Here is a 20373-nt window from a genome sequence, read left to right on the forward strand (position 1 = left end):
AGTGACGCGCAGAAGGCGGTCGATATACTCACAGCATGGTCACCACCTCGACACCCACGCCAAGTCGACTGCTAGCCGAGCAGGCATTGAGCCGCACCGCTGGTGCTCCATTGCTTGGCGGCAACAAGGTCGAATTGCTGATCGATGCAGAGGCCCACTTCGCTGCCTGGCTTGCAGCCATCCGCAGCGCCCGGCAACGAGTGCTGCTGGAGAACTACATCATCCGCGACGATGAGGTCGGCCACGCCTTTCTTGATGCTTTGACCGAGCGTGCACGCGAGGGCGTATTCGTGGCGGTGGTGGTGGACTGGATGGGCTGCCTTGGGCAGTCCGGCTCGTCGTTCTGGAAACCCTTGCGCGCGGCCGGCGGTCAGGTACGGGTCTTCAATTCGCCGCAGTTTGGGCATTCGTTGGGCTGGATGAGCCGCGATCACCGTAAGCAACTGGTGATCGACGGTCGACAGGGTTTTCTTTCCGGCGTATGCATCAGCGCGAAATGGCTTGGCCACGCCGCGCGACATATTCCGCCATGGCGCGATACGGGTGTAGCGCTGCACGGCCCGGCCGTCGCCGAGCTGGAAGCAGGGTTTGCCGATAGCTGGAATGCGTCGGGCGGGTCACCGCTTGCCTTCGCGTCACCACCCAGCGAAGAGCCGGCGGGTGACGTGGCCATGCGGGTGATCGCCACGCAGCCGGCCACCACCGGCATGTACCGGCTCGATCAGTTGATCGCGGCCATGGCTCGCCGCAGCCTGTGGCTGACCGATGCCTACTTCGTCGGTGTGCCTCCCTACGTACAGGCCTTGTCGGCAGCCGCGCGTGATGGCGTGGATGTGCGCTTGCTGGTGCCGGGGACCAGCGATATTTCCGTCGTCGCCAGCCTGTCCCGTTCCGGTTACCGGCCGCTGCTCAGGGCAGGCGTTCGCGTGTTCGAATGGAACGGCTCCATGCTGCATGCCAAGACCGCAGTGGCCGATGGGCAATGGGCGCGCGTCGGCTCATCGAATCTCAACCTCGCCAGCTGGCTGAGCAATCGCGAGATCGATGTCGCCATCGAAGACGGCGGTTTCGCCGCACAACTTGCCGCGCAATACGAACGAGATCTGCAGAACGCAACCGAGATCGTGCTGGCGCCACGCCGCTATCGACGTGGCGAACGCATCCGCAGCAGCGAGGTGCGGCGAGCGCAACCAAGGCACATCGGCGGCAGCTCCGGCCGTGCGGCGGCGGGCGCGCTGCGCATCGCCAACAGCGTGGGTGCAGCACTGACCGAGCGGCGCGTCTTGGGCGATACCGAATCCGGCGCACTGGTCAGCACCTCGATGGCGCTGGCCGCGCTCACGATAGTCGCCGTGCTATGGCCGGCGGTGGTGGGCTGGCCGATTGCTGCGATCGCCGCATGGTTTGCCATCAATACAGGTATCCGCGCATGGCAGCTGCGCAGGCAGCACTTGCGCCGGATCCGCGGTATCGATGAACCCGACTAGGGCAATAAAACAAGTAAAATCATCAATTTATATGAATTGAATGAGAAAAAGCCTGCGCATCGCACGCCAATCGAATGTTCTCCAAGCCGTTCGTGCTAGTCTCCCGCCTCCATGCACGCGCCCGACGACTTCAGCGACAGTGCGGGCGGTCAGCCGCCTCGGCACATCCTCACGCCCAGCACACTCAATCGGCTGGTGCGCGGGTTGCTGGAAGACGCGCTGCCGCTGGTCTGGGTCGAGGGTGAGCTGTCCAATGTCGCACGCCCGGCTTCGGGCCATCTTTATTTCACCCTGAAAGACAGTGCGGCGCAGGTGCGCTGCGCGATGTTCAAACCCAAGACCAGCTGGCTGCGCTTCAAGCCTGCCGATGGCATGCAGGTGCTGATCCGTGCACGCGTGGGCCTGTATGAGCCGCGCGGTGAATTCCAGCTGGTTGCCGAGCACATGGAACCGGCCGGCGAAGGCGCCCTGCAACGCGAGTTCGAACGGCTGAAGGCGCAACTGGACGCCGAAGGCCTGTTCGCCCAGGAACGGAAACGCCCCCTGCCCCGGTTTGCACGCCGTATTGGCGTAATCACATCCGCTACCGGCGCCGCCATCCGCGACGTATTGAGCGTACTCAGTCGCCGCTGGCCCCTGGTGGCGGTGGAAGTGCTGCCCGTACCGGTGCAAGGCCGCGAAGCGCCGCCAGCCATCGTATCGATGCTGCGCAGGGCCTCGGCCAGTGGCCGTTACGACGTATTGCTGCTGACCCGAGGCGGTGGCTCGCTGGAAGACCTGTGGGCCTTCAACGACGAACAGGTGGCTCGCGCCATCCACGCCAGCAAGGTGCCGGTGGTCAGCGCCGTCGGGCACGAGATCGACTTCAGCATTGCCGATTTCGTCGCCGACCTGCGTGCGCCGACCCCATCCGCTGCCGCGGAATTGCTGGTACCGGATGCACGTGCGCAGCAGCGGCAACTGGATCAACTGCGTCAGCGCATCGTTGCGATCCAGGAACGCCGCCTGCAAGCCCACATCCAGCGCATCGATCATTTGCTGGCGCGTTTGCAGGCACAACGCCCGCAAGCGAGGCTGGCACGTGATCGCGAACGCTTGCTGCAACTGCACCGTCGCCTGCTCGCCGCACGTCGAGCGCAACTGACCCAGCTGAAAGCCCGGCTCGATCGCACCCATGCACACCTGCTCGCCCAGCACCCGCGCCAACAGCTCGCCCTGCTGCGGCAACGGCTTGAGCAACATGCCGTGCATTTGCGCCGGCTGGTCGAGCACAAGCTGGAACGCGAGCGGCTGACCTTGCAACAAACGGCCCGCGCGCTGCACGCAGTCAGCCCGCTCGCCACGCTGGAGCGCGGTTACGCGATCCTGTTCGATACCGAAGGCAAGGTGCTGCGTTCGGCCCAAAACATCGCGGCCGATACACGGCTGCGTGCGCGTCTTGCCGATGGCGAATTGCCGTTGCGGGTGAGCGACGAATAACGCTCGTTTTAGCAAAGCCGAGTTTCAGCAAAAGATGTATTTTGCGGTAGCGGATATCCCCAAAAACGTCATTCTTGCCTTGTCATTACTTTGCATGATCATTTGAGCACTTAAAGTCGTCGGATTCCGGCTTTTGCCGGGATGACGGTATTTATGCAGTAGCTCCAGTAAGCACGTGCTTTTCGGCTCAATCTGTTTAATTTCTTACACGAATTAAACATTTCTCCGAACGAATCGAATATTCCTGTACAAATAGCAGCTGCTTTTCTCCACTAAGGAGGCGATGCATGAAGGCCGCCACTCTATTTGTGAAAGCGCTGGAAGCCGAAGGCGTACGCAGTATCTTCGGTGTCCCTGGCGAAGAGAACCTGGATATGGTCGAGGCCCTGCGCGAGTCCTCGATCCAGTTGATCGTCACCCGCCACGAACAAGCCGCCGGCTTCATGGCGGCCACCTGGGGGCGGCTCACCGGTGAGGCAGGTGTGGCGCTTTCCACGCTTGGCCCCGGCGCGACCAATCTGGTCACCGCCGCGGCCTATGCCCAGCTCGGTGCGATGCCGATGTTGATGATCACCGGCCAGAAACCGATCCGCCTGCACAAGCAGGGCCTGTTCCAGCTGGTCGACGTGGTCGACATGATGCAGCCGCTGACCAAGTACACGCGGCAGATCGTTTCGGCAGCAACTATTCCCGCGCGCATTCGCGAAGCATTCCGCCGTGCGGAAGAGGAACGTCCCGGCGCCGTGCATCTGGAACTGCCCGAAGACATTGCCCGTGATGAGGTCACGGATTTCGTGTTGCTTCCCACTGAGTACGCGCGGCGGCCCTCCCCCGACGATGCTGCGCTGGTGCAGGCCGCCGAAGCCATCAGCAACGCCAAGCACCCCATCCTGATGATCGGCGCCGCGGCCAATCGCCAACGCACGGCGCTGGCCTTGCGCGCCTTTATCGACAAGCTGGGCATTCCCTTCTTCACCACACAGATGGGCAAGGGCGTGGTGGACGAAGATCATCCCCTGTGGCTGGGCAACGCCGCGCTTTCCGATGGCGATTTTGTCCATCGCGCCATCGATGCCGCCGATGTGATCATCAACGCCGGCCATGACGTGGTGGAAAAGCCTCCATTCTTCATGCAACGCGGACGGCGCACAGTCATCCACATCAACTTCTCATCGGCGGAAGTGGATAGCGTTTACTTCCCGCAGATCGAAGTCGTCGGCGATATCGCGCATACCATCGAACGCCTGACCGATGCGCTCGCCGAGCAGCCAAACTGGGATTTCAGTTACTTCAACAAAGTACGGCACGCCTTCCACGAGCAGCTCCGCGATTATGCGGAAGAGCCGCGGTTCCCCATGCACCCGGTGCGGGTGGTCAGCGATACCCGCAAGTACATGCCGGATGACGGCATCCTGTGCCTGGACAATGGCATGTACAAACTCTGGTACGCGCGTTACTACAAGGCGCGCCAGCCCAATACAGTGCTGCTCGACAACGCGCTGGCGACGATGGGTGCCGGGTTGCCCTCGGCGATGGCGGCGAAGATGGTGTATCCCGAACGCAAAGTACTGGCCATCTGCGGCGACGGCGGCTTCATGATGAATGCGCAGGAGCTGGAAACGGCCGTGCGCCTGAAGCTCGATCTGGTGATCCTGCTGCTGCGCGATGACGCCTTCGGCATGATCCGCTGGAAACAGGCCGATATGGGTTTTGCCGATTACGGCATGGAGTTCAGCAATCCCGATTTCGTGCGCTTTGCCGAAGCGCATGGTGCACACGGGCATCGTCCTGAGCAGGCCGACGAGTTTCTGCCGACCCTGCAACGCGCTTTCGACCAGGGCGGCGTCCACCTGATCGATCTGGCTATCGATTATTCCGACAACCACCGCGTGCTTAACGAAGAAATCCGTAGCCTGAGCGCTGCTGTCTGACCTCCACGGAAACGACCATGCTCGAGAAAACCTACCCCTACTACCTCGCCAACCAGCCGCAGACCTCCAAGACCATGATGGAGGTCTACGACAAATACAGCGGCAAGGTCGCCACGCGCGTGGCGGTACCGGATGACAGCGCTACCGAGAAAGCCATCAAGGCCGCGGTCAAGGGGGCCGGACCGATGAAGGACTTCCGTCCCTGGGCACGGCAGGCGGTATTGCAGCATTGCGCCCGCCGCTTTGAAGAGCGCCGCGATGAGCTGGCGATGGCGCTGTGCATCGAGGCCGGCAAGCCGATCAAGGATTCGGCCGGCGAAGTCACGCGGCTGATCGAAACCTTTCGCATTGCCGCAGAAGAAGCGGTACGCATCAACGGTGAAACACTGAACCTGGAATTGGCATCGCGGCTGGATGGTTATCACGGTTACACCAAACGCGTACCGCTGGGGCCCGTATCGTTCATCACGCCGTTCAATTTTCCATTGAATCTGGTTGCACACAAAGTGGCACCGGCGCTAGCGGCAGGCTGCCCGTTTGTGTTGAAGCCGTCGGAAAAAACACCGATCGGCGCATTGATCATCGGTGAGATCCTGGCGGAAACCGATCTGCCCAAAGGCGCATTCTCGGTACTTACACTGGATGGCAAGCACGCTACGCCACTGGTGGAAGATCCGCGCCTGAAGCTGCTCTCCTTCACCGGAGGACAGATCGGCTGGGACCTGAAAGCCAAGGCAGGCCACAAGAAAGTGACGCTGGAACTGGGCGGCAATGCGGCCTGCATTATCGACGCCGACCAGGAACCGCATCTGGACAAGGTCATCGAACGGCTGGTCTTCGGCGCTTTCTATCAATCCGGGCAAAGTTGCATCAGCGTGCAGCGCATCTACGCGCATGCTTCGATTTACGACGCGTTGAAAAAGCGCCTGGTCGAAGCCGTGAAAGCGCTCAAGGCCGGCGATCCGAAAAAGAAAGATGTCTTCCTGGGACCGATGATCGACGAAGCCGCCGCCGAACGCCTCGAAGGCTGGATCAACGAAGCGCACAAAGCCGGCGGCAAGATCCTGTGCGGCGGCAAGCGCAAGGGCAACATGCTCGACGCCACGCTGATGGAAAACGTGCCCAGTGATGCCAAGGCCAACCGCATGGAAGCCTTCGGGCCATTCGCCTTGCTCGCCCCATTCAAAAAGATCGACGATGCCATCGCGATGGTCAACGACTCCGACTTTGGCCTGCAGGCCGGCATCTTTACCGACAGCCTCGCCAATGCGATGCGTGCGTGGAACGAACTGGAGCAAGGCGGCGTGGTGGTCAACGATGTACCGAGCTTCCGCGTGGACAACATGCCTTACGGGGGCCTTAAGCTCTCGGGCATCGGCCGTGAAGGCGTGCGTTACGCGATTGAGGATATGACCGAGATTCGGTTGATGGTGATGCGCGAGCTTTGATACCGCACATGACTCCCTCTCCCTTCCAGGGAGAGGGAGCCGCCGATGCAAAGTGGGGCGGCTGCTGAGCTAACAGCGCTGTTTGCTCGGACGAAAACGGTCGCTCAACAACGGATGGACCGCAACCGATTCACATCGCGCAGCGGCGGTGCGCCATGATGACGGCTGTATTCGCGGCTGAATTGCGACGGGCTCTCATAACCGACTCGATGGGCCGCGGTGGCCACGTCGCAGCCCTCGGCGAGCAGAAGGCGGCGCGCTTCATGCAGACGCAGCACCTTCTGGTATTGCAACGGACTCATCGCGGTGATTTCACGGAAATGGTGATGCAGCGATGAAGCGCTCATATTGACCATGTTGGCGAGATCGCCGATGCGCAATGGCTTGTTGTAGTGCTGCTGTAACCACTGAATCGCGCGCGCAATCTGCTGACCCTGGCCTCCCGCGACGGCAATCTGCGCCAGTCGCGCACCCTGCTCGCCCGTCAGCAGGCGATAAATCAATTCGCGCTCGATCAGCGGCGCCAGCAGCGACAGATCACGCGGCGAATCGAGCAGGCGTACCAGACGTAGTAAGGGATCCAGAATCTCGGCACTGACCGGGCTCAAGGCGATGCCGCGAGCGGTGGCCGTCGCCAGCTTGGGCAACTTCACCTCCGACAGCCATTCGCCAATACGCGGCGGATCCAGGCGCAAGGTCAGGCACAGGCAGGGCTGTTGGCGCGACGCCCGCATCACCTGCGCCGACACCGGGACCTCGATGGAACTGATCAGGTAGTGGCCGTTCTCCTGCTCGAAGCGCTCCTCGCCCATCAGGATGTGCTTGTTGCCCTGGAGCAGCAGACCCAGGCACGGCTCGTACATGGCGCAGGTGCGGTCACTGGGCGAGTCGGCGCGGAAGAACGACAAGGCGGGCCAGTGGGTCATGGTGACGCCTTCGATCTGAGCGTATTGTTCAACGAGGGCTGTCAATTCCTCGCGATCCTGCTCCAGGCGCGAAAACGAGTCCATCGGCTTCAACTGGCTGCTCATGGGGACAAACCGGACCTTCACCAAAGTCGACAGATTGCCTGTTCCTACAGACGATGGCGAGTGCCCGGGGCAGAGTTTGCAGAATCAGGCAAGCTTTTCGCAGTTTTCAGCTACCCGCAAGGGTTCCTCGCTGCGCATACTTCTCGCTTGTTCGATGTTCTCGTTCCCCAGGAGAAAAACATGGCTCTGAGCATCCGTGGCTATGCCGCGCAATCCGCCACCACCCCGCTGGCCCCGCACCGCTTCGAGCGCCGCGATCCACGTCCGGACGACGTAGTCGTCGACATTCTGTATTGCGGCGTCTGCCACTCCGACATCCACCAGGCTCGTAATGAATGGGGCGGCAGCAAGTACCCGCTGGTGCCCGGCCACGAAATCATTGGCCGGGTGGCCTCGGTCGGTGACAAGGTCACCGCCTTCAAGCCCGGTGACATGGTTGGGGTCGGCTGCATGGTCGACTCCTGCCAGCACTGCGATGCCTGCGCGCAGGGCCTGGAGCAATACTGCAAGGAAGTCCCCACCTTCACCTACAACAGCACGGACCGCCACGATGGCTTGCCGACCTACGGCGGCTACTCTGAGCGCATCGTGGTGTCGGACAAGTTTGTACTGCGCATTCCCGATGGTGTCGATCCCAAGGCCGCCGCGCCGCTGCTGTGCGCGGGCATTACCACGTGGTCGCCGCTGCGCCACTGGAAGATCGGCAAGGGCCAGAAAGTGGCAGTGATCGGTCTGGGCGGCCTGGGCCACATGGGCCTGAAGTTCGCCAAGGCGATGGGCGCAGAGGTCACCCTGTTCACCCGCTCCCCCGGCAAGGAACAGGAGGCACGTCGCCTCGGCGCCGATCACGTGGTGCTGTCCACCGATCCGAAGCAGATGGAGGCAGTGGCCGGACAGTTCGATTTCATTCTCGACACCGTGCCGCATCAGCATGATCTCAACCCCTATCTGGCTACGCTGAAGCTGGATGGCGTGCACGTGCTGGTCGGGCTGGTCGAGCCGATCGAACCGCCGACGCATGCCGGCACTTTGATCTTTGGCCGCCGTTCCGTTGCCGGCTCGCTGATCGGCGGCATTCCGGAAACGCAGGAGATGCTGGATTTCTGCGCGCAGCACAACATCAATGCCGATGTGGAAATGATCGACATGCAGGACATCAATGCCGCGTATGCGCGCATGTTGAAGAGCGATGTGCGCTATCGCTTTGTGATCGATCTGGCATCGCTGAAAAACGAAGGCTGATGCTGCCTTGATGGAGGGGGCTCACCCGGCCCTTTTGCATCATCTCAAACGCACCGTCATTCCGGCTTTCACAGGAATGACGGTGCGTATATCGGCTATAGCCCATTCACGGGGCGCCATAACGGCTAGGCGGCGCATTCCAACCCATCATGTTGTAGAAGTGATAGGCCAACACGCCGATGTACTCGTGCACGGCAAAATCGGTCAGCGTCATATTCCAGCCATTCGGCCAATAGGTCATGCGCACGTCGGCGTAATCGCCACGCACCGGTATCACATCCATGCCGAAGCGCGCAAAGAACAGGCTTGCGCGGTTCAAATGGGGCGCGGAAGACACCAGCAGCGTTTGTTCCGGCGCATACTCCTTGAGTATCGGCTGCACGAATTGGGCGTTCTGCCAGGTATTCATGCTGCGCGATTCCAGCAGCAGATCGGAACCGGCCACACCCATCGTCTTCAACACCTCACCATAAGCCACCGCCTCCGCGACGCCATTGCGAAACGCATCGCCGCCACTGATGACCAGCTTGCAGTCGTTACCGCCCTGCCGGCAGGACCGGTAGAGTGCATACGCCTCGATAATGCGGCCGTTGGCAAAGATGTTCGGTTCCACCTGATGGGTGCCGACCACACGGGTAGTACCCGATCCCAGCAAGACGATCGCATTACGCTGCGCCCAGGTAATGGTCGGCCGCGTGGCGTAGGGCGCCTGTAACCATTTCAGCAACAAGGCAGGCAGCGGTCCGCAACCTGCAGCAAAAAAAAGCACCAGGGCAAGGCCGTAGAACGTCCAGGTGCAACGCCGCCAGCGAAGGCGGCCAAAGATAAAACCCAGCAAGCAAAGCACCACCAGCAAGATCAACATGCTTGTTCTTTCCTGTGAAATGTTCTCGGCCCGGCGCAGACGATGCGATATCGCGCTACGCTCTGCAAACCCTGCACCGCATGATTCCGATGTTACATACCCTGGTCGCCATGGCATGTCATGGCGAGGACATCCGCAAAAGCCGTTTTCTCGCCCAGGCTGCCCCGGTCGAAACGCCACAACAGGCCCTGGCTTTTGTGCAGGCCGTCAGTGACGCAAGCGCCACCCATAATTGCTGGGCCTACCGGATCGGCCAGGATTATCGCTTCAACGATGACGGCGAACCCGGCGGCACCGCTGGCCGCCCTATCCTGCAGGCCATCGAGGGGCAAGGCATGGATCGCGTGGCGGTGGTGGTGACGCGTTGGTACGGCGGCATCAAGCTCGGTGCGGGTGGACTGGCCCGTGCTTATGGCGGTACGGCAGCCGAATGTCTTCGGCTTGCCGAGCGTGTACCCATCATCGCCATGGCGCGACTGGGCGTGCATTGCGATTTTGCCGACCTTGCGCGCATGAAGGCACGCCTGAAAGAACTGGGCGCCGACATCGAACAGGAAAGCTTCGATGCCAACGGCGTGACCTTGCACCTGCGTCTGCCGCAAGTCCAACTGGCCAAAGCCCGCCTGCGCATTGTGGATATCAGCCGCGGACGTAGCGAAGCCTATTCGCTGGAATAGCGCGAACCATTTGGCCGCCATAAAAAAGCCCGCATTCGGGCTTATGGACGTCGACTGCCCTGTCTATGCTTGCAACTTCGACAGGCGATGGACCTGAGCGGGGGCTCGCGCTCGCCTGACTGGGGGATGGATCCTTGAACCGCATGCCTGGCCTCGACCTGCTACGCGCCATCGCCATCGTCTGGGTGATGCTGTTCCATTCCTGGATGGTGGGTGGATTGGGTGGACCGCTTCAGCCCATCGCAGACTATGGATGGATGGGCGTGGATCTGTTCTTCGTTCTGAGCGGCTACCTGATCGGCTATCAGCTGCTGAAACCGCTCAGCCTTGGCCAGCCATTTTCTTTGGGCGAGTTCTATCGGCGCCGCGCGTATCGCATCCTGCCTGCGTTTCTAGCAGTGCTGTTGGTGTACGAGTGGTTTCCCGCGTGGCGGGAGGCGCCAGGCATGCAGCCCGCCTGGCAGTTCTTGAGCTTCACGTTGAACCTGCTGATCGACTACCAGCGCAATCAGGCCTTTTCTCACGCCTGGTCCTTGTGCGTGGAAGAGCAGTTCTACCTGCTGTTCCCGCTGCTGGCATGGTGGCTGACACGCCGGCCTTCGCTGCGGGTAACGGCCGCTGTGTGTGTGGCCATTGTCGTGGGCGGCATGCTGATACGCGCTTACGCATCACTCCATCAATGGGATTATCTGGAAAGCATCTACTACCCGACCTATACCCGGCTCGATGGCTTGCTCGCCGGCGTTGTCCTCGCAGCCATCCAGACCTATCGCCCGAAGGCCTGGCACCTGCTGCAATCACACGCACGCCTTGTGACGGTAGCGGGCCTGGTCATCGCGGGCTTCGCCATCTGGCTATTCCGTGATCGCATGGCTTTTATCGCCAACGTCTACGGGTTTCCGCTGCTGTCCCTAGGCATCGCCTTGCTGGTCGCCGCAGGGGCCGGCCGGCAGAGCTTCGGGCGCTGGCCGGTGCCTGGAGCGGCTTGGGTGGCAGCGATGTCATACAGCCTGTATCTGAGCCACAAGCTTGCGCTGCGTGGGGTGACCGTCTGGCTGGCCTCGCGGCCGGCGATCCATGGCTGGCCGGCCTTTGCACTCTACGCTGCGGCGATTCTCGCTGTCGGTATGGTGCTTCACTACGGCATTGAACGGCCGTTTCTACGCCTGCGGGCTCGGCGCACGAGCGTCGGCGTGCGGGAGGACGACAGGCCTTGTGCCTCGACCGGGTAATCTTGGCCGTCCCACCGTAATTGAATCGCCGGGTGGGGGCCCCATGTGAATTTGGTCCTGTTTGCGACGAGGCCTCATGAGCACACCCCCAGCGAACGATCCAAAACCCCGCCGTCGCATCGGCTCCCTGAACCTGTTGTGGCCCTTCATCAAGCCGCATTGGCGACTGGCGCTGGGCTGGCTCGTATTCCTGGGGATGTCTTCAGGCGCCACGCTGATCCTGCCGACAGCCGTGCGGCACATGATCGACCACGGCTTCCGCAATTCCAACGCCGCCGCGATCAATAGCAGCTTCCTGCAACTGTTTATCGTGGCCCTGGTGATGGCTTTCGCTACGGCCCTGCGCTTTTACTGCATCTCTCTGCTGGGCGAACGCACCCTGGCGGCGCTGCGTGCAAAGCTTTATGCCCATGTCATCCGGCTGGACGTCAGCTTTTTCGAACGCAATCGCGTCGGCGAACTGATTTCCCGTCTCGGCACCGATACCGAAGTGGTACAGGCGCTGGTCGGCTCAGGCATTTCGGTGGCACTGCGCAGCGCAGTGATGTTGATTGGCGCCACCGCTGCGATGATCTGGACCAGCCCGCGTCTGGCCGGACTGACCACGCTGGTGATTCCGGCCGTGGTGCTGCCGATCCTGATTTTCGGACGACGCGTACAGAAGCTTTCGCGCGCCAGCCAGGATCGCCTGGCCGATACCGCGGCGATTGCCAATGAGACTTTGAATGCCGCGCCCGCGGTGAAGGCCTATGCACGCGAAGGGATCGAAAGCCATCGCTATGGCGATGCGATTGCGCGCGCGCTGGCGACGGCGCGCCAACGTATCGGCATGCGTACCTTCCTTACGGCGGTGGTCATCGTGCTGTTTTTTGGCGCCATCACGCTGGTGCTGTGGATCGGTGCGCGCGATGTGCTGGCCGGTACGCTTGATAACGGTGTGCTGGCGCAGTTCGTGTTGTACGCGATGCTTTCCGGCGGCTCGATGATGGGGCTCTCCGACGTATGGGGTGACGTGTTGCGGGCGGCCGGCGCCATGGAACGTATCGGCGAACTGTTTGGCGAGCAGGCAACGATTACCGATCCGCCGCACTCACAGTCCCTGCCATTACCCGTGCGCGGTGGGCTGCGTTTCGAGGATGTCGAGTTCCACTATCCGTCGCGCCCGGATGCCCCTGCCCTGCATCAGTTCAATCTGGACATCCGTCCGGGTGAAACGGTCGCGCTGGTTGGACCATCCGGCGCCGGCAAGAGCACGGTGTTTGCGCTGCTGCTGCGCTTCTACGATCCGCAACGTGGCCGGATCAGTTTCGACGGCATCGACCTGCGCGCCATGACCGTGTCGGAGCTGCGCGGGGCGATCGCCCTGGTCCCTCAGGAAACGGTGATCTTTGGCGGCACGGCGGCTGACAACATCCGTTTCGGCAGGCAGGACGCCAGCGACGAGGAAGTACACGCCGCCGCACGTGCCGCCGAGGCGCATGACTTTATCCAACTGCTGCAGAATGGCTACGACGCGGAACTGGGCGAGCGCGGGGTGCGCCTTTCCGGCGGCCAGCGTCAGCGCATCGCTATTGCCCGTGCGATCCTGCGCAACGCACCGCTACTGCTGCTGGACGAAGCCACCTCCGCCCTGGATGCGCAATCGGAAGCAGCGGTCCAGCAGGCGCTGGAGCGATTGGAAAAAGGTCGTACCACACTGGTCATTGCACACCGGCTGGCCACCGTGCAGCGGGCGGACCGCATCGTGGTGATGGATGGCGGGCGCATCGTGGCGCAGGGCACGCATGAAAGCCTGCTGGCTGAAGACGGCTTGTATGCGGAATTGGCGCGGCTGCAGTTTGTGGCTTGAGGCTGTCGGGGGCCCAACTCCTGCCAATGCTGATTTGCAGCCGCGTTGCTGTAACTCATCGCGAGGTTGGCCCCTCACTCAATCCCCGGATCAAGTCCGGGGGCAGGCTCTCTCCTCGCTCCTCAGAGCCGAGCACATCCATGTGCTCTCCCCGCGTACCCCGAAGGGCAGAGGAGGCAAATGCGAAAAGCGCGTCATCAATAAGAAAAAGCCCTGCATGAGCAGGGCTTTTTCAGAACTGCATACGACGGGTGTTGATCAGACCGCGAGTTCGACCCCGGAAGCCTGGGCGCCCTTCGGGCCCTGGGTAACTTCGAACTTCACGCGCTGGCCTTCCTGCAGACTGCGGAAGCCCTTGGCATTGATAGCCGAGAAGTGGACAAACACGTCCTCCCCACCGTCCTCGGGTGCGATAAAGCCGAAACCCTTGGCGTCGTTGAACCACTTGACCGTACCGAAACGCATTGCGTGAACCTCTGAATCTAAGGACTGGATGCACCAAGTCTTTGCGAGAACCACCTCTACCCCTAGGTCCGCCGCCCCTGGCACAGGGAAAGTATCTGCATGTTTTCAGGTAAAGCGCAATATGTGCCTGCGTTTGGTATGACCAATACCCCGAAGATTGCTTAGCTTTTAAGCAGTTCGGCGAGGATCGGCGGCACCGCAGCAGTGGCGGCCGCCAGGTGGGCAAAGATTTCCTCGATGCTGATTTCAGCCTCGTCGCCGCAGCCGGCAGCAAAATTGGCGACCAGCGCCAGACAGGCGTATTCCAGTTCCAGCTCGCGTGCCAGGGCGGCTTCGGGCATGCCGGTCATACCCACCAGATCGCAGCCATCGCGTTTCATACGGGCAATCTCGGCGCGGGTTTCCAGACGCGGCCCCTGGGTGGCGCCATAGCAACCGCCATCGATGACGGCAATACCGGCCTTGTGCGCTGCAGCCAGCAAGGCCGCACGCAACGCGGCGGTGTAGGGTTCGCTGAAGTCGATGTGCCTGACCTCCGCACCTTCCACGTCGCAAAAGCTGGTGTAGCGGCCATGGGTGTAGTCGATAACCTGATCCGGCACCACGATCACGCGCGGCCCCATGTCATCGCGAATGCCGCCCACTGCATTCACACCGATCACCCGGCGCGCGCCGAGGTGGTGCAAGGCCCACAGGTTGGCGCGGTAGTTCACGCGATGCGGCGGCAGCGTATGGCTTTCACCATGCCGCGCCAGGAAGGCGATGCGGCGACCGGCGAAATCGCCGATCACCACATCACCGGAAGCCGGGCCATATGGAGTGTCCACGCTTTGCCGCGAGGTGTTTTCCAGGCCCGGAAAGTTGTAGAGGCCGCTGCCGCCGATGACGGCCAGATCGATGGAGTGAGTCATAAAGAACTATTCCGGTGTATGGATTTAGCGAAGCGCGTAAATGGCCGGCAGATTACGGCCCTGCTCGTAGTAGTCCATGCCGTAGCCGAAGACATAGCGGTCGGGAACCTCCACGCCGTTGAAATCGCTGCGTATGCCCTCCGCACAACGGTCGTGCCGCTTGCAGCAGAGTGTCGCCACCAGCACACGCTTTGCACCGCGGCGCAGGCAATCATTACGCACTGCCTTCAGCGTGTGGCCTTCGTCGAGAATGTCGTCGACCAGCAGCACTGTGCGGTCTTGCAGCGATACCGCCGGTTCGCGCAGCCAATGCAGATCGCTACCTGAAGTGGCACCGCGGTAACGGGTGGCGTGCACGTAATCGAATTCCAGGTCAGTGCGGATCGATAAGGCAAGCTGGCCGCCAAACATCAGCGCGCCGTTCATGACGGTGAGAAACACGGCGCGTTCGCCGTCGAGCGCGGTATCGATGGCGCGCCCCATATCGGCAATGACGGTATCCAGTTCTTCCCGCTCGAACAGTACGTCGGCCTGCAGCAGCGCATCGGCCAGAACGGGAGCAGCCTGGTTGGAGAGAGATGGACTCATGGCAGATCCAATGCAGTAACACGGGCGACGAAACGGTCGCGTTGCGGGTTGTCGAGCAGACCAGCCCAGGTCGCGCCAATGGCGCCGCGCAGGCTGGCAATGCGTTGCAGGCTGGCTGACGATGGCGACGAGGGTATGGCGGCAATCGCCTCCTCCACCACCTCCGGGAAGCAGGCCAGTACCAGATCGCAGCCGGCCGCCAGATGCGCCTGGACACGCGCCCTGACCCCACCGGCCACACCAGCCGCGGCCATGCTGATGTCATCACTGATGACCGCGCCCTGGAAACCCAGCTCTTCGCGCAGGATGCCGTGGATCCAGCGATGCGAGAAGCCCGCCGGCTGCTCGTCGACCGCGGGATAGACCACGTGAGCCATCATCACTGCTTCGGCATGCGCGGAGAATGCCTCGGCGAAGGGGCGTAGGTCGTTCTGGCGGATGTCATCCAGCGAACGCGGATCGATCGCCTGGGCCTTGTGCGTATCCACAGCCACCGAGCCATGTCCCGGGAAATGCTTGAGCACGGCCGCCATGCCGCCCAGGTGCATGCCGCGCACATAGGCGTGGATCAGCTCGGCCGTCACGCCCGGATCGGCGTGGAAGGCACGCGCACCGATAGCGGCGTTTCCGCGTGCCAGATCGGCCACCGGCGCAAAGCTGAAATCGATACCACTGGCGCGTAGCTCGCTGGCCATTACCCAGGCGTGTTCTTCGGCCAGGCGCGCCGCTTCGCCGGGATCACGGTCGTACATCTCGCCGATCCTGGCCAAGGCAGGCAGCCGCGTAAAGCCGTCGCGGAACCGCTGTACAGGCCCCCCTTCCTGGTCGACCGCCAACAGAAAATCTTCCCCGGCGACGGCGCGAATCGATTCAACCAGCGCGAGCAACTGATCGCGGCTGGCAAAATTGCGCGAGAAGAAAATGACACCCGCAACACCTGGCGCGGTCAGCCAGGCGCGTTCGTGCGGCTGCAGCTCGGTGCCGGCGATACCAATCAACAGCATCAGGCATGATCTCCCTGGGCGAGCTGCGCATCAGTCGCATCGCGCTCGGCATCCGTCCATTTGGCGAACGGATGCTCGATCAGATTGACGTTGTAATAGCGCGCCAGATCGCTGACTTCGCGCCCCAACCAGGCTGGACGCGGAAAATCTGCATCGGTGGCGGGCAGTTCGATTTCCGCGACGATCAGGCCCCGGTTATCGCCGAGAAACTCATCGATCTCGAACAGCCAGCCGTCAATGTCAACGTGATGGCGCGTTTTCTCCAGCGTGCCATCGCACAAGGTTTCCAGCATGGATTGCGCATCGGCCAACGGCAAAGGGAGTTCGTATTCGCTGCGGGCAATGCCGAGCTCTACCGACTTGATGTTGAGCCAAGCCTGCTCGCCACTGATACGCACCCGCACCGATGCGCGGGCCGCGCCATCGCGCAGTGCGCGCACGTTGACCAGATAACCCTGCGCAATGTGCTTGCTGTGCGTGACAGCTGCGCGCCAGGCGTCACTGGCGAGCAGGAATTTGCGTTCGATTTCAATACCCATAGGGATGCTCTTATCCATTATTCGTAGGCGTCACCAGCCCTACGCTTCAATTTCAAATGACCAGGCGATGTCCAGAAGGCTCGCAGGACGTGCCGCGCGGATTGAACAGACGGCCAGTCTGCCCTGCGCCACCCAACATACCCTGAGAGCTTTCTGGACATCATGCCGCCTACGAATAATGGATAAGAGCATCCCTGGATTTTACCTGCGCTCGAACAGTGCAATGGATTCGACATGCGCGGTGTGCGGGAACATGTCCATCACACCTGCCGAAACCAGCCGGAAACCATGCTGATTGACCAGGATGCCGGCGTCGCGCGCCAGCGAGGCTGGATGGCACGACACATAGACGATGCGCCCGGTCTCTTTGTGCGGCAGATATTCCAGCACCTTGTCGGCGCCCGCGCGCGGCGGATCGAGCAGTAGCTTATCCCAGGGTTTGCGCGCCCAATCGGTACCGCGCTGATCTTCGAACAGGTTGGCTACGTTGAAGCTCGCGTTGGCAATGCCATTGCGAGTGGCATTATCGGCTGCGCGCGCGACCAGGCCATGTTCACCTTCAACGCCGGTGACTTCGGCGACACGCCGCGCCAACGGCAAGGTGAAGTTGCCCAGGCCGCAGAATAGATCGAGTACGCGATCTTGCGGTTGCGGGTCCAGCAACTCCAGCGTGCGCGCCAGCATGCGCCGGTTCATGCCGGCATTGACCTGCACGAAATCAAGCGGCTGGAACTCCAGCTCGACGTCCTCAACCCCTTCGCCGCCCGGAATGCGGAACGCAAGCCGCGGGTTTTCCGGCCACAGCGCATGCACGCTGCTAATGCCACCGGGCTGCAGATAGATGGCAAAACCATGCGCTTGCGCGAACGCCACCAGCTTGGCGCGATCGCTGTCACTCAAAGGTTTGAGGTGGCGAAACACCAGCGCAACCGTGTCGTCACCCGCGGCGAATTCGATCTGCGCGATATCGGCCGCGGAATCCATGCTGCCGACCAGCTCGCCCAGCAGGCCGATCTTCGGGCCGATGGCGGGATGCACGACATCGCAATGCGTAATATCCGCCACGAAGCGCGGATTGCTTTCTTCGCGAAAACCCACCAGCACACGCCCTTTTTTTGCGACGGCGCGTACCGACAGGCGCCCCTTGCGCCGATAGCCCCAGGGCTCATCGGTAAGCGGCGGCAGCCAGTTTTCCGGTTCGACCTTGCCGATGCGTGTGAAATTGTCGACCAGTACGCGCTGCTTGGCTTCAATCTGCGCGAAAGCATCCAGATGCTGCAATGAGCATCCGCCGCACTGGCCGAAGTGACGACAACGCGGCTCCACGCGATGAGGCGACCGGGTAAGCACCTCGATCGTTTCGGCCTCGTCGAAATTGCGGTGGCGCTTGCGGATCTTCAAGCGCACCTGCTCGCCAAGCAATGCGCCACTGACAAAAACGGTCTTGCCGTCGATCCGGGCCACACCCCGGCCGTCGTGACTCAAATCGGTGATGGGAGCTTCTAACTCGCTCATTGGCACTCTTTGTAAAGCGTAGCGCCCAGATCCGCCGACCCGGGCAAGATGAAAGAAAGTATCAGGCTAAAGAAGCCTCGCTAGCTGTCCATGATACCAGCCAGGGCCGGCTGCCTCCGGACCTGCTTTCCTGACAGCACTTAGCGCTCGGCCACCGCCCCCTGGGACGCCGCCTTCAGACGGCGCAGGAATACCGGCCATTCGATCCGGTTTTGTTCCCCCACCACGTGAAGATAGGGCAAGCCCGAGCCTTCCACGATGGTGTAGCCGTTATTGCCGCCATCCAGACCGCTGAAGGTACAAATGCCATTTTGCAGGCTGCTGTTGATGCCCATGCGCTTGTAGCTAAGCGTTTTGAACAACTTCATCACCGCGCCCTGCAGCCCGCTTGCGGGGGTGCCGCCGGTAACGACCGACAGATTGTTGGCAGCGCGCAAACTGATGCGTCCACCGTTCTGAGCCAATAGCGCAGCCGTAAATGCAACCGGGCTGCCACCGGCCAGCTGCAAGCCATCGATCGAGCCATCCAGCCTTCCGGTCATGCTGCCGAAATTGAAGGCATCGGCCAGCGGAGCCAGGTCCAATTGATGCAGGCTGACGTCGCCAGCCACCATTGGACTGTTACTGAAAGGCTGCTGCATAGACAAATGCCGGATGACGGCCGTGCCGTCGAAGGCCTTGATGGTCAGTTGACCTTGCAAGGCGTAGCGCCCGTCGACCCACTGCATGGAAGCAATGTTGCCGCCAAGCGTGCCAGCAAACGGCATCCAGCCCACGCTCTGGTTGAGCGTAGCCATGTCTAGGCCAGACAGGTCAGCGGCAAGATTGAAGCGCTCGGCTTTCGGTGCGGCAGGGCGCCATTCCAATGCAGTGAAATGAACCTGCCCTTTCAAAATGGAAATATCGAGCGGCGATTGCAGGTTCAAGCTGCCGCCACGACTACGCCAACGCGACTGCGCCGCACCGATCGCGAACTGGCGCATGACCAGCTGATTCCAGGCCAAGGTCGTCGTGGACTTGTCGCCCTGCGCCGCCCAATCGAGATCGCCGCGCACACCGTTGGCCTGCAACTGCCCGTTGCCGTCAGCAAGATCGAGCCCATCGCTATGGAAGGCGAAGCTGCGCCAGGTATCGGCTGCGTAATCGACATGCCCGTTAACTTGCCCGGCGATGTGCAGGTTGGGAGCCGCTGCGCTGTCAAGCCAAGGCTGGCCGTAACGATCATAAGCGGCCGGAAAACGCGCCTGGAAATGATCCAGTTTGAGCTTCTGCACATTGCCTTTGGCATCGATGGCGATTGAGCCATCCAGTAGCAAGGCATCTTCATCGTCCAGGTGCAGATGGCTGATGGCTACCCCACCTTTTTCCATATTCGCACCAAGATCAAACACCACGTCATGTTCGGGCAAACGCGCCAGCACGGGACCGAACTGCAATTGGCCGCCGTGCACTCCACCGTTGAGTATCAGCTGCGCTGGGTGAGTGGTGGCATCGACTGCGAATCGCGCATGACCCGTAAGGCCGTCACCTGACGGATTACCGGTGGGCGTGACGTACTTGAGATCCGTGATATTGAGATCACCCGACGATTGATAACCTTGATCACGCACATCCAGCGCAAGATCCGCATCCAGCTTGCCCCCCGTGATGTGGCCCGGCCACACCGTCGCCAGCAAGCCTTGCAGCCAGCTGGCTGGAAGGTTCCGCAGGTTGATCTGCGCGTGGCTGGGTTGATCCAGGGGAAATGCCGTACCGATATGAGTCGCGCCCTGATCGGCGTTGATCGCCAAGGTATTGGCCGAGGCATCGATCACCAAATTGATCTTGGCATTAGCCAATGCCCCACCTGGCGCACCAGTGAGCTGCGCCGCACCATCGAACATCCAGCGCATCTGGACATCACGCTGCAGGTTGCCGGTCAGCGTGAGCGCAACATGTCGCCAACCAACCGCAGGGATGTCGGCTTTGCCGGCACGCAGAACAACTTGCATCGTATTCGGGATGGCACCGGGGGTGAGCTGCGTCTGTACATCCTGGAGGCTTACGCCGGGTAGATCGATCCGTTTGGCCGCGAGCACGGTATCCGCCCACGCCGGCGCGGACCCAAGGA

The 20373-nt window shown here is 61.6% G+C and carries 17 protein-coding genes; 8 read left to right on the top strand and 9 right to left on the bottom strand.

Annotated features, from left to right (window positions below; genetic code table 11):
• Positions 1 to 35 precede the first annotated feature (35 nt).
• From ISP19_RS10050 to ISP19_RS10065, 4 genes are all read left to right on the top strand, one after another.
• Entirely contained in the window at positions 36 to 1487 is a 1452-nt protein-coding gene (locus tag ISP19_RS10050; protein WP_204681370.1) for a phospholipase D-like domain-containing protein, read from the top strand.
• Positions 1488 to 1598: 111 nt separating this feature from the next.
• Entirely contained in the window at positions 1599 to 2966 is a 1368-nt protein-coding gene (xseA, locus tag ISP19_RS10055; protein ID WP_204681372.1) for an exodeoxyribonuclease VII large subunit, read from the top strand.
• Positions 2967 to 3253: 287 nt separating this feature from the next.
• Positions 3254 to 4897 carry an acetolactate synthase large subunit gene (locus ISP19_RS10060; RefSeq protein ID WP_204681374.1) on the top strand — a complete coding sequence of 548 codons (1644 nt, stop codon included), beginning with the start codon at positions 3254 to 3256 and terminating at the stop codon, positions 4895 to 4897.
• 17 nt (positions 4898 to 4914) lie between these two features.
• Positions 4915 to 6345 (top strand): aldehyde dehydrogenase family protein, encoded by a 1431-nt coding sequence (locus ISP19_RS10065; RefSeq protein ID WP_204681376.1) that lies wholly within the window; start codon positions 4915 to 4917, stop codon positions 6343 to 6345.
• A gap of 104 nt (positions 6346 to 6449) precedes the next feature.
• On the opposite strand, the gene ISP19_RS10070 is transcribed toward ISP19_RS10065, so the two are convergent.
• Positions 6450 to 7376 (bottom strand): AraC family transcriptional regulator, encoded by a 927-nt coding sequence (locus ISP19_RS10070; protein ID WP_204681378.1) that lies wholly within the window; start codon positions 7374 to 7376, stop codon positions 6450 to 6452.
• 180 nt (positions 7377 to 7556) lie between these two features.
• Between ISP19_RS10070 and ISP19_RS10075 the strand changes: the two genes are divergently transcribed.
• Positions 7557 to 8618, top strand: a complete 1062-nt coding sequence (locus ISP19_RS10075) for an NAD(P)-dependent alcohol dehydrogenase (protein ID WP_204681381.1) — start codon at positions 7557 to 7559, stop codon at positions 8616 to 8618.
• A 106-nt stretch (positions 8619 to 8724) separates the two neighbouring features.
• Here ISP19_RS10075 and ISP19_RS10080 read toward each other — a convergent pair whose 3' ends face one another.
• Positions 8725 to 9483, bottom strand: a complete 759-nt coding sequence (locus tag ISP19_RS10080; protein ID WP_204681383.1) for a YdcF family protein — start codon at positions 9481 to 9483, stop codon at positions 8725 to 8727.
• 80 nt (positions 9484 to 9563) lie between these two features.
• Between ISP19_RS10080 and ISP19_RS10085 the strand changes: the two genes are divergently transcribed.
• The 3 genes from ISP19_RS10085 to ISP19_RS10095 all read left to right on the top strand — a co-directional run bounded on the left by ISP19_RS10085 (position 9564) and on the right by ISP19_RS10095 (position 13241).
• Positions 9564 to 10160 carry an IMPACT family protein gene (locus ISP19_RS10085; RefSeq protein WP_204681385.1) on the top strand — a complete coding sequence of 199 codons (597 nt, stop codon included), beginning with the start codon at positions 9564 to 9566 and terminating at the stop codon, positions 10158 to 10160.
• A gap of 143 nt (positions 10161 to 10303) precedes the next feature.
• Entirely contained in the window at positions 10304 to 11392 is a 1089-nt protein-coding gene (locus ISP19_RS10090; RefSeq protein ID WP_204682179.1) for an acyltransferase family protein, read from the top strand.
• Between the two features lie 76 nt (positions 11393 to 11468).
• Positions 11469 to 13241: an ABC transporter transmembrane domain-containing protein gene (locus ISP19_RS10095; protein WP_204681395.1), complete on the top strand. Its 1773-nt coding sequence runs from the start codon at positions 11469 to 11471 to the stop codon at positions 13239 to 13241.
• Positions 13242 to 13499: 258 nt separating this feature from the next.
• On the opposite strand, the gene ISP19_RS10100 is transcribed toward ISP19_RS10095, so the two are convergent.
• The 7 genes from ISP19_RS10100 to ISP19_RS10130 form a co-directional block, all read right to left on the bottom strand.
• Positions 13500 to 13706 (bottom strand): cold-shock protein, encoded by a 207-nt coding sequence (locus ISP19_RS10100; protein ID WP_115477178.1) that lies wholly within the window; start codon positions 13704 to 13706, stop codon positions 13500 to 13502.
• A gap of 161 nt (positions 13707 to 13867) precedes the next feature.
• The gene (locus ISP19_RS10105) at positions 13868 to 14617 is read right to left on the bottom strand and encodes an S-methyl-5'-thioinosine phosphorylase (RefSeq protein ID WP_204681398.1); all 750 of its coding nucleotides are present in this window, start codon (positions 14615 to 14617) and stop codon (positions 13868 to 13870) included.
• A gap of 24 nt (positions 14618 to 14641) precedes the next feature.
• On the bottom strand, positions 14642 to 15205 hold the full coding sequence (locus tag ISP19_RS10110; protein WP_204681400.1) for a hypoxanthine-guanine phosphoribosyltransferase: 564 nt from the start codon (positions 15203 to 15205) through the stop codon (positions 14642 to 14644).
• Complete coding sequence (gene nagZ / locus ISP19_RS10115) at positions 15202 to 16209, bottom strand: beta-N-acetylhexosaminidase (RefSeq protein WP_204681408.1); 1008 nt, start codon at positions 16207 to 16209, stop codon at positions 15202 to 15204. The genes ISP19_RS10110 and nagZ overlap by 4 nt, the downstream gene beginning before the upstream one ends.
• Positions 16209 to 16748 (bottom strand): CYTH domain-containing protein, encoded by a 540-nt coding sequence (locus ISP19_RS10120; RefSeq protein WP_204681411.1) that lies wholly within the window; start codon positions 16746 to 16748, stop codon positions 16209 to 16211. The genes nagZ and ISP19_RS10120 overlap by 1 nt, the downstream gene beginning before the upstream one ends.
• Before the next feature lie 201 nt (positions 16749 to 16949).
• Positions 16950 to 18263, bottom strand: a complete 1314-nt coding sequence (gene rlmD / locus ISP19_RS10125) for a 23S rRNA (uracil(1939)-C(5))-methyltransferase RlmD (protein ID WP_204681427.1) — start codon at positions 18261 to 18263, stop codon at positions 16950 to 16952.
• Between the two features lie 140 nt (positions 18264 to 18403).
• Positions 18404 to 20341, bottom strand: a complete 1938-nt coding sequence (locus tag ISP19_RS10130; RefSeq protein ID WP_284384550.1) for a DUF748 domain-containing protein — start codon at positions 20339 to 20341, stop codon at positions 18404 to 18406.
• Positions 20342 to 20373 lie beyond the last annotated feature (32 nt).

The organism is Dyella flava (assembly GCF_016904955.1).
GTDB lineage: Bacteria > Pseudomonadota > Gammaproteobacteria > Xanthomonadales > Rhodanobacteraceae > Dyella_B > Dyella_B flava.

Coding starts and splice junctions, on each gene's coding strand:
- rlmD (WP_204681427.1), bottom strand. CDS start 18,263: ATGAGCGAGTTAGAAGCTCCCATCACCGATTTGAGTCACGACGGCCGG.
- ISP19_RS10050 (WP_204681370.1), top strand. CDS start 36: ATGGTCACCACCTCGACACCCACGCCAAGTCGACTGCTAGCCGAGCAG.
- ISP19_RS10100 (WP_115477178.1), bottom strand. CDS start 13,706: ATGCGTTTCGGTACGGTCAAGTGGTTCAACGACGCCAAGGGTTTCGGC.
- ISP19_RS10060 (WP_204681374.1), top strand. CDS start 3,254: ATGAAGGCCGCCACTCTATTTGTGAAAGCGCTGGAAGCCGAAGGCGTA.
- ISP19_RS10085 (WP_204681385.1), top strand. CDS start 9,564: ATGATTCCGATGTTACATACCCTGGTCGCCATGGCATGTCATGGCGAG.
- xseA (WP_204681372.1), top strand. CDS start 1,599: ATGCACGCGCCCGACGACTTCAGCGACAGTGCGGGCGGTCAGCCGCCT.
- nagZ (WP_204681408.1), bottom strand. CDS start 16,209: ATGCTGTTGATTGGTATCGCCGGCACCGAGCTGCAGCCGCACGAACGC.
- ISP19_RS10080 (WP_204681383.1), bottom strand. CDS start 9,483: ATGTTGATCTTGCTGGTGGTGCTTTGCTTGCTGGGTTTTATCTTTGGC.
- ISP19_RS10090 (WP_204682179.1), top strand. CDS start 10,304: ATGCCTGGCCTCGACCTGCTACGCGCCATCGCCATCGTCTGGGTGATG.
- ISP19_RS10075 (WP_204681381.1), top strand. CDS start 7,557: ATGGCTCTGAGCATCCGTGGCTATGCCGCGCAATCCGCCACCACCCCG.
- ISP19_RS10120 (WP_204681411.1), bottom strand. CDS start 16,748: ATGGGTATTGAAATCGAACGCAAATTCCTGCTCGCCAGTGACGCCTGG.
- ISP19_RS10070 (WP_204681378.1), bottom strand. CDS start 7,376: ATGAGCAGCCAGTTGAAGCCGATGGACTCGTTTTCGCGCCTGGAGCAG.
- ISP19_RS10095 (WP_204681395.1), top strand. CDS start 11,469: ATGAGCACACCCCCAGCGAACGATCCAAAACCCCGCCGTCGCATCGGC.
- ISP19_RS10065 (WP_204681376.1), top strand. CDS start 4,915: ATGCTCGAGAAAACCTACCCCTACTACCTCGCCAACCAGCCGCAGACC.
- ISP19_RS10110 (WP_204681400.1), bottom strand. CDS start 15,205: ATGAGTCCATCTCTCTCCAACCAGGCTGCTCCCGTTCTGGCCGATGCG.
- ISP19_RS10105 (WP_204681398.1), bottom strand. CDS start 14,617: ATGACTCACTCCATCGATCTGGCCGTCATCGGCGGCAGCGGCCTCTAC.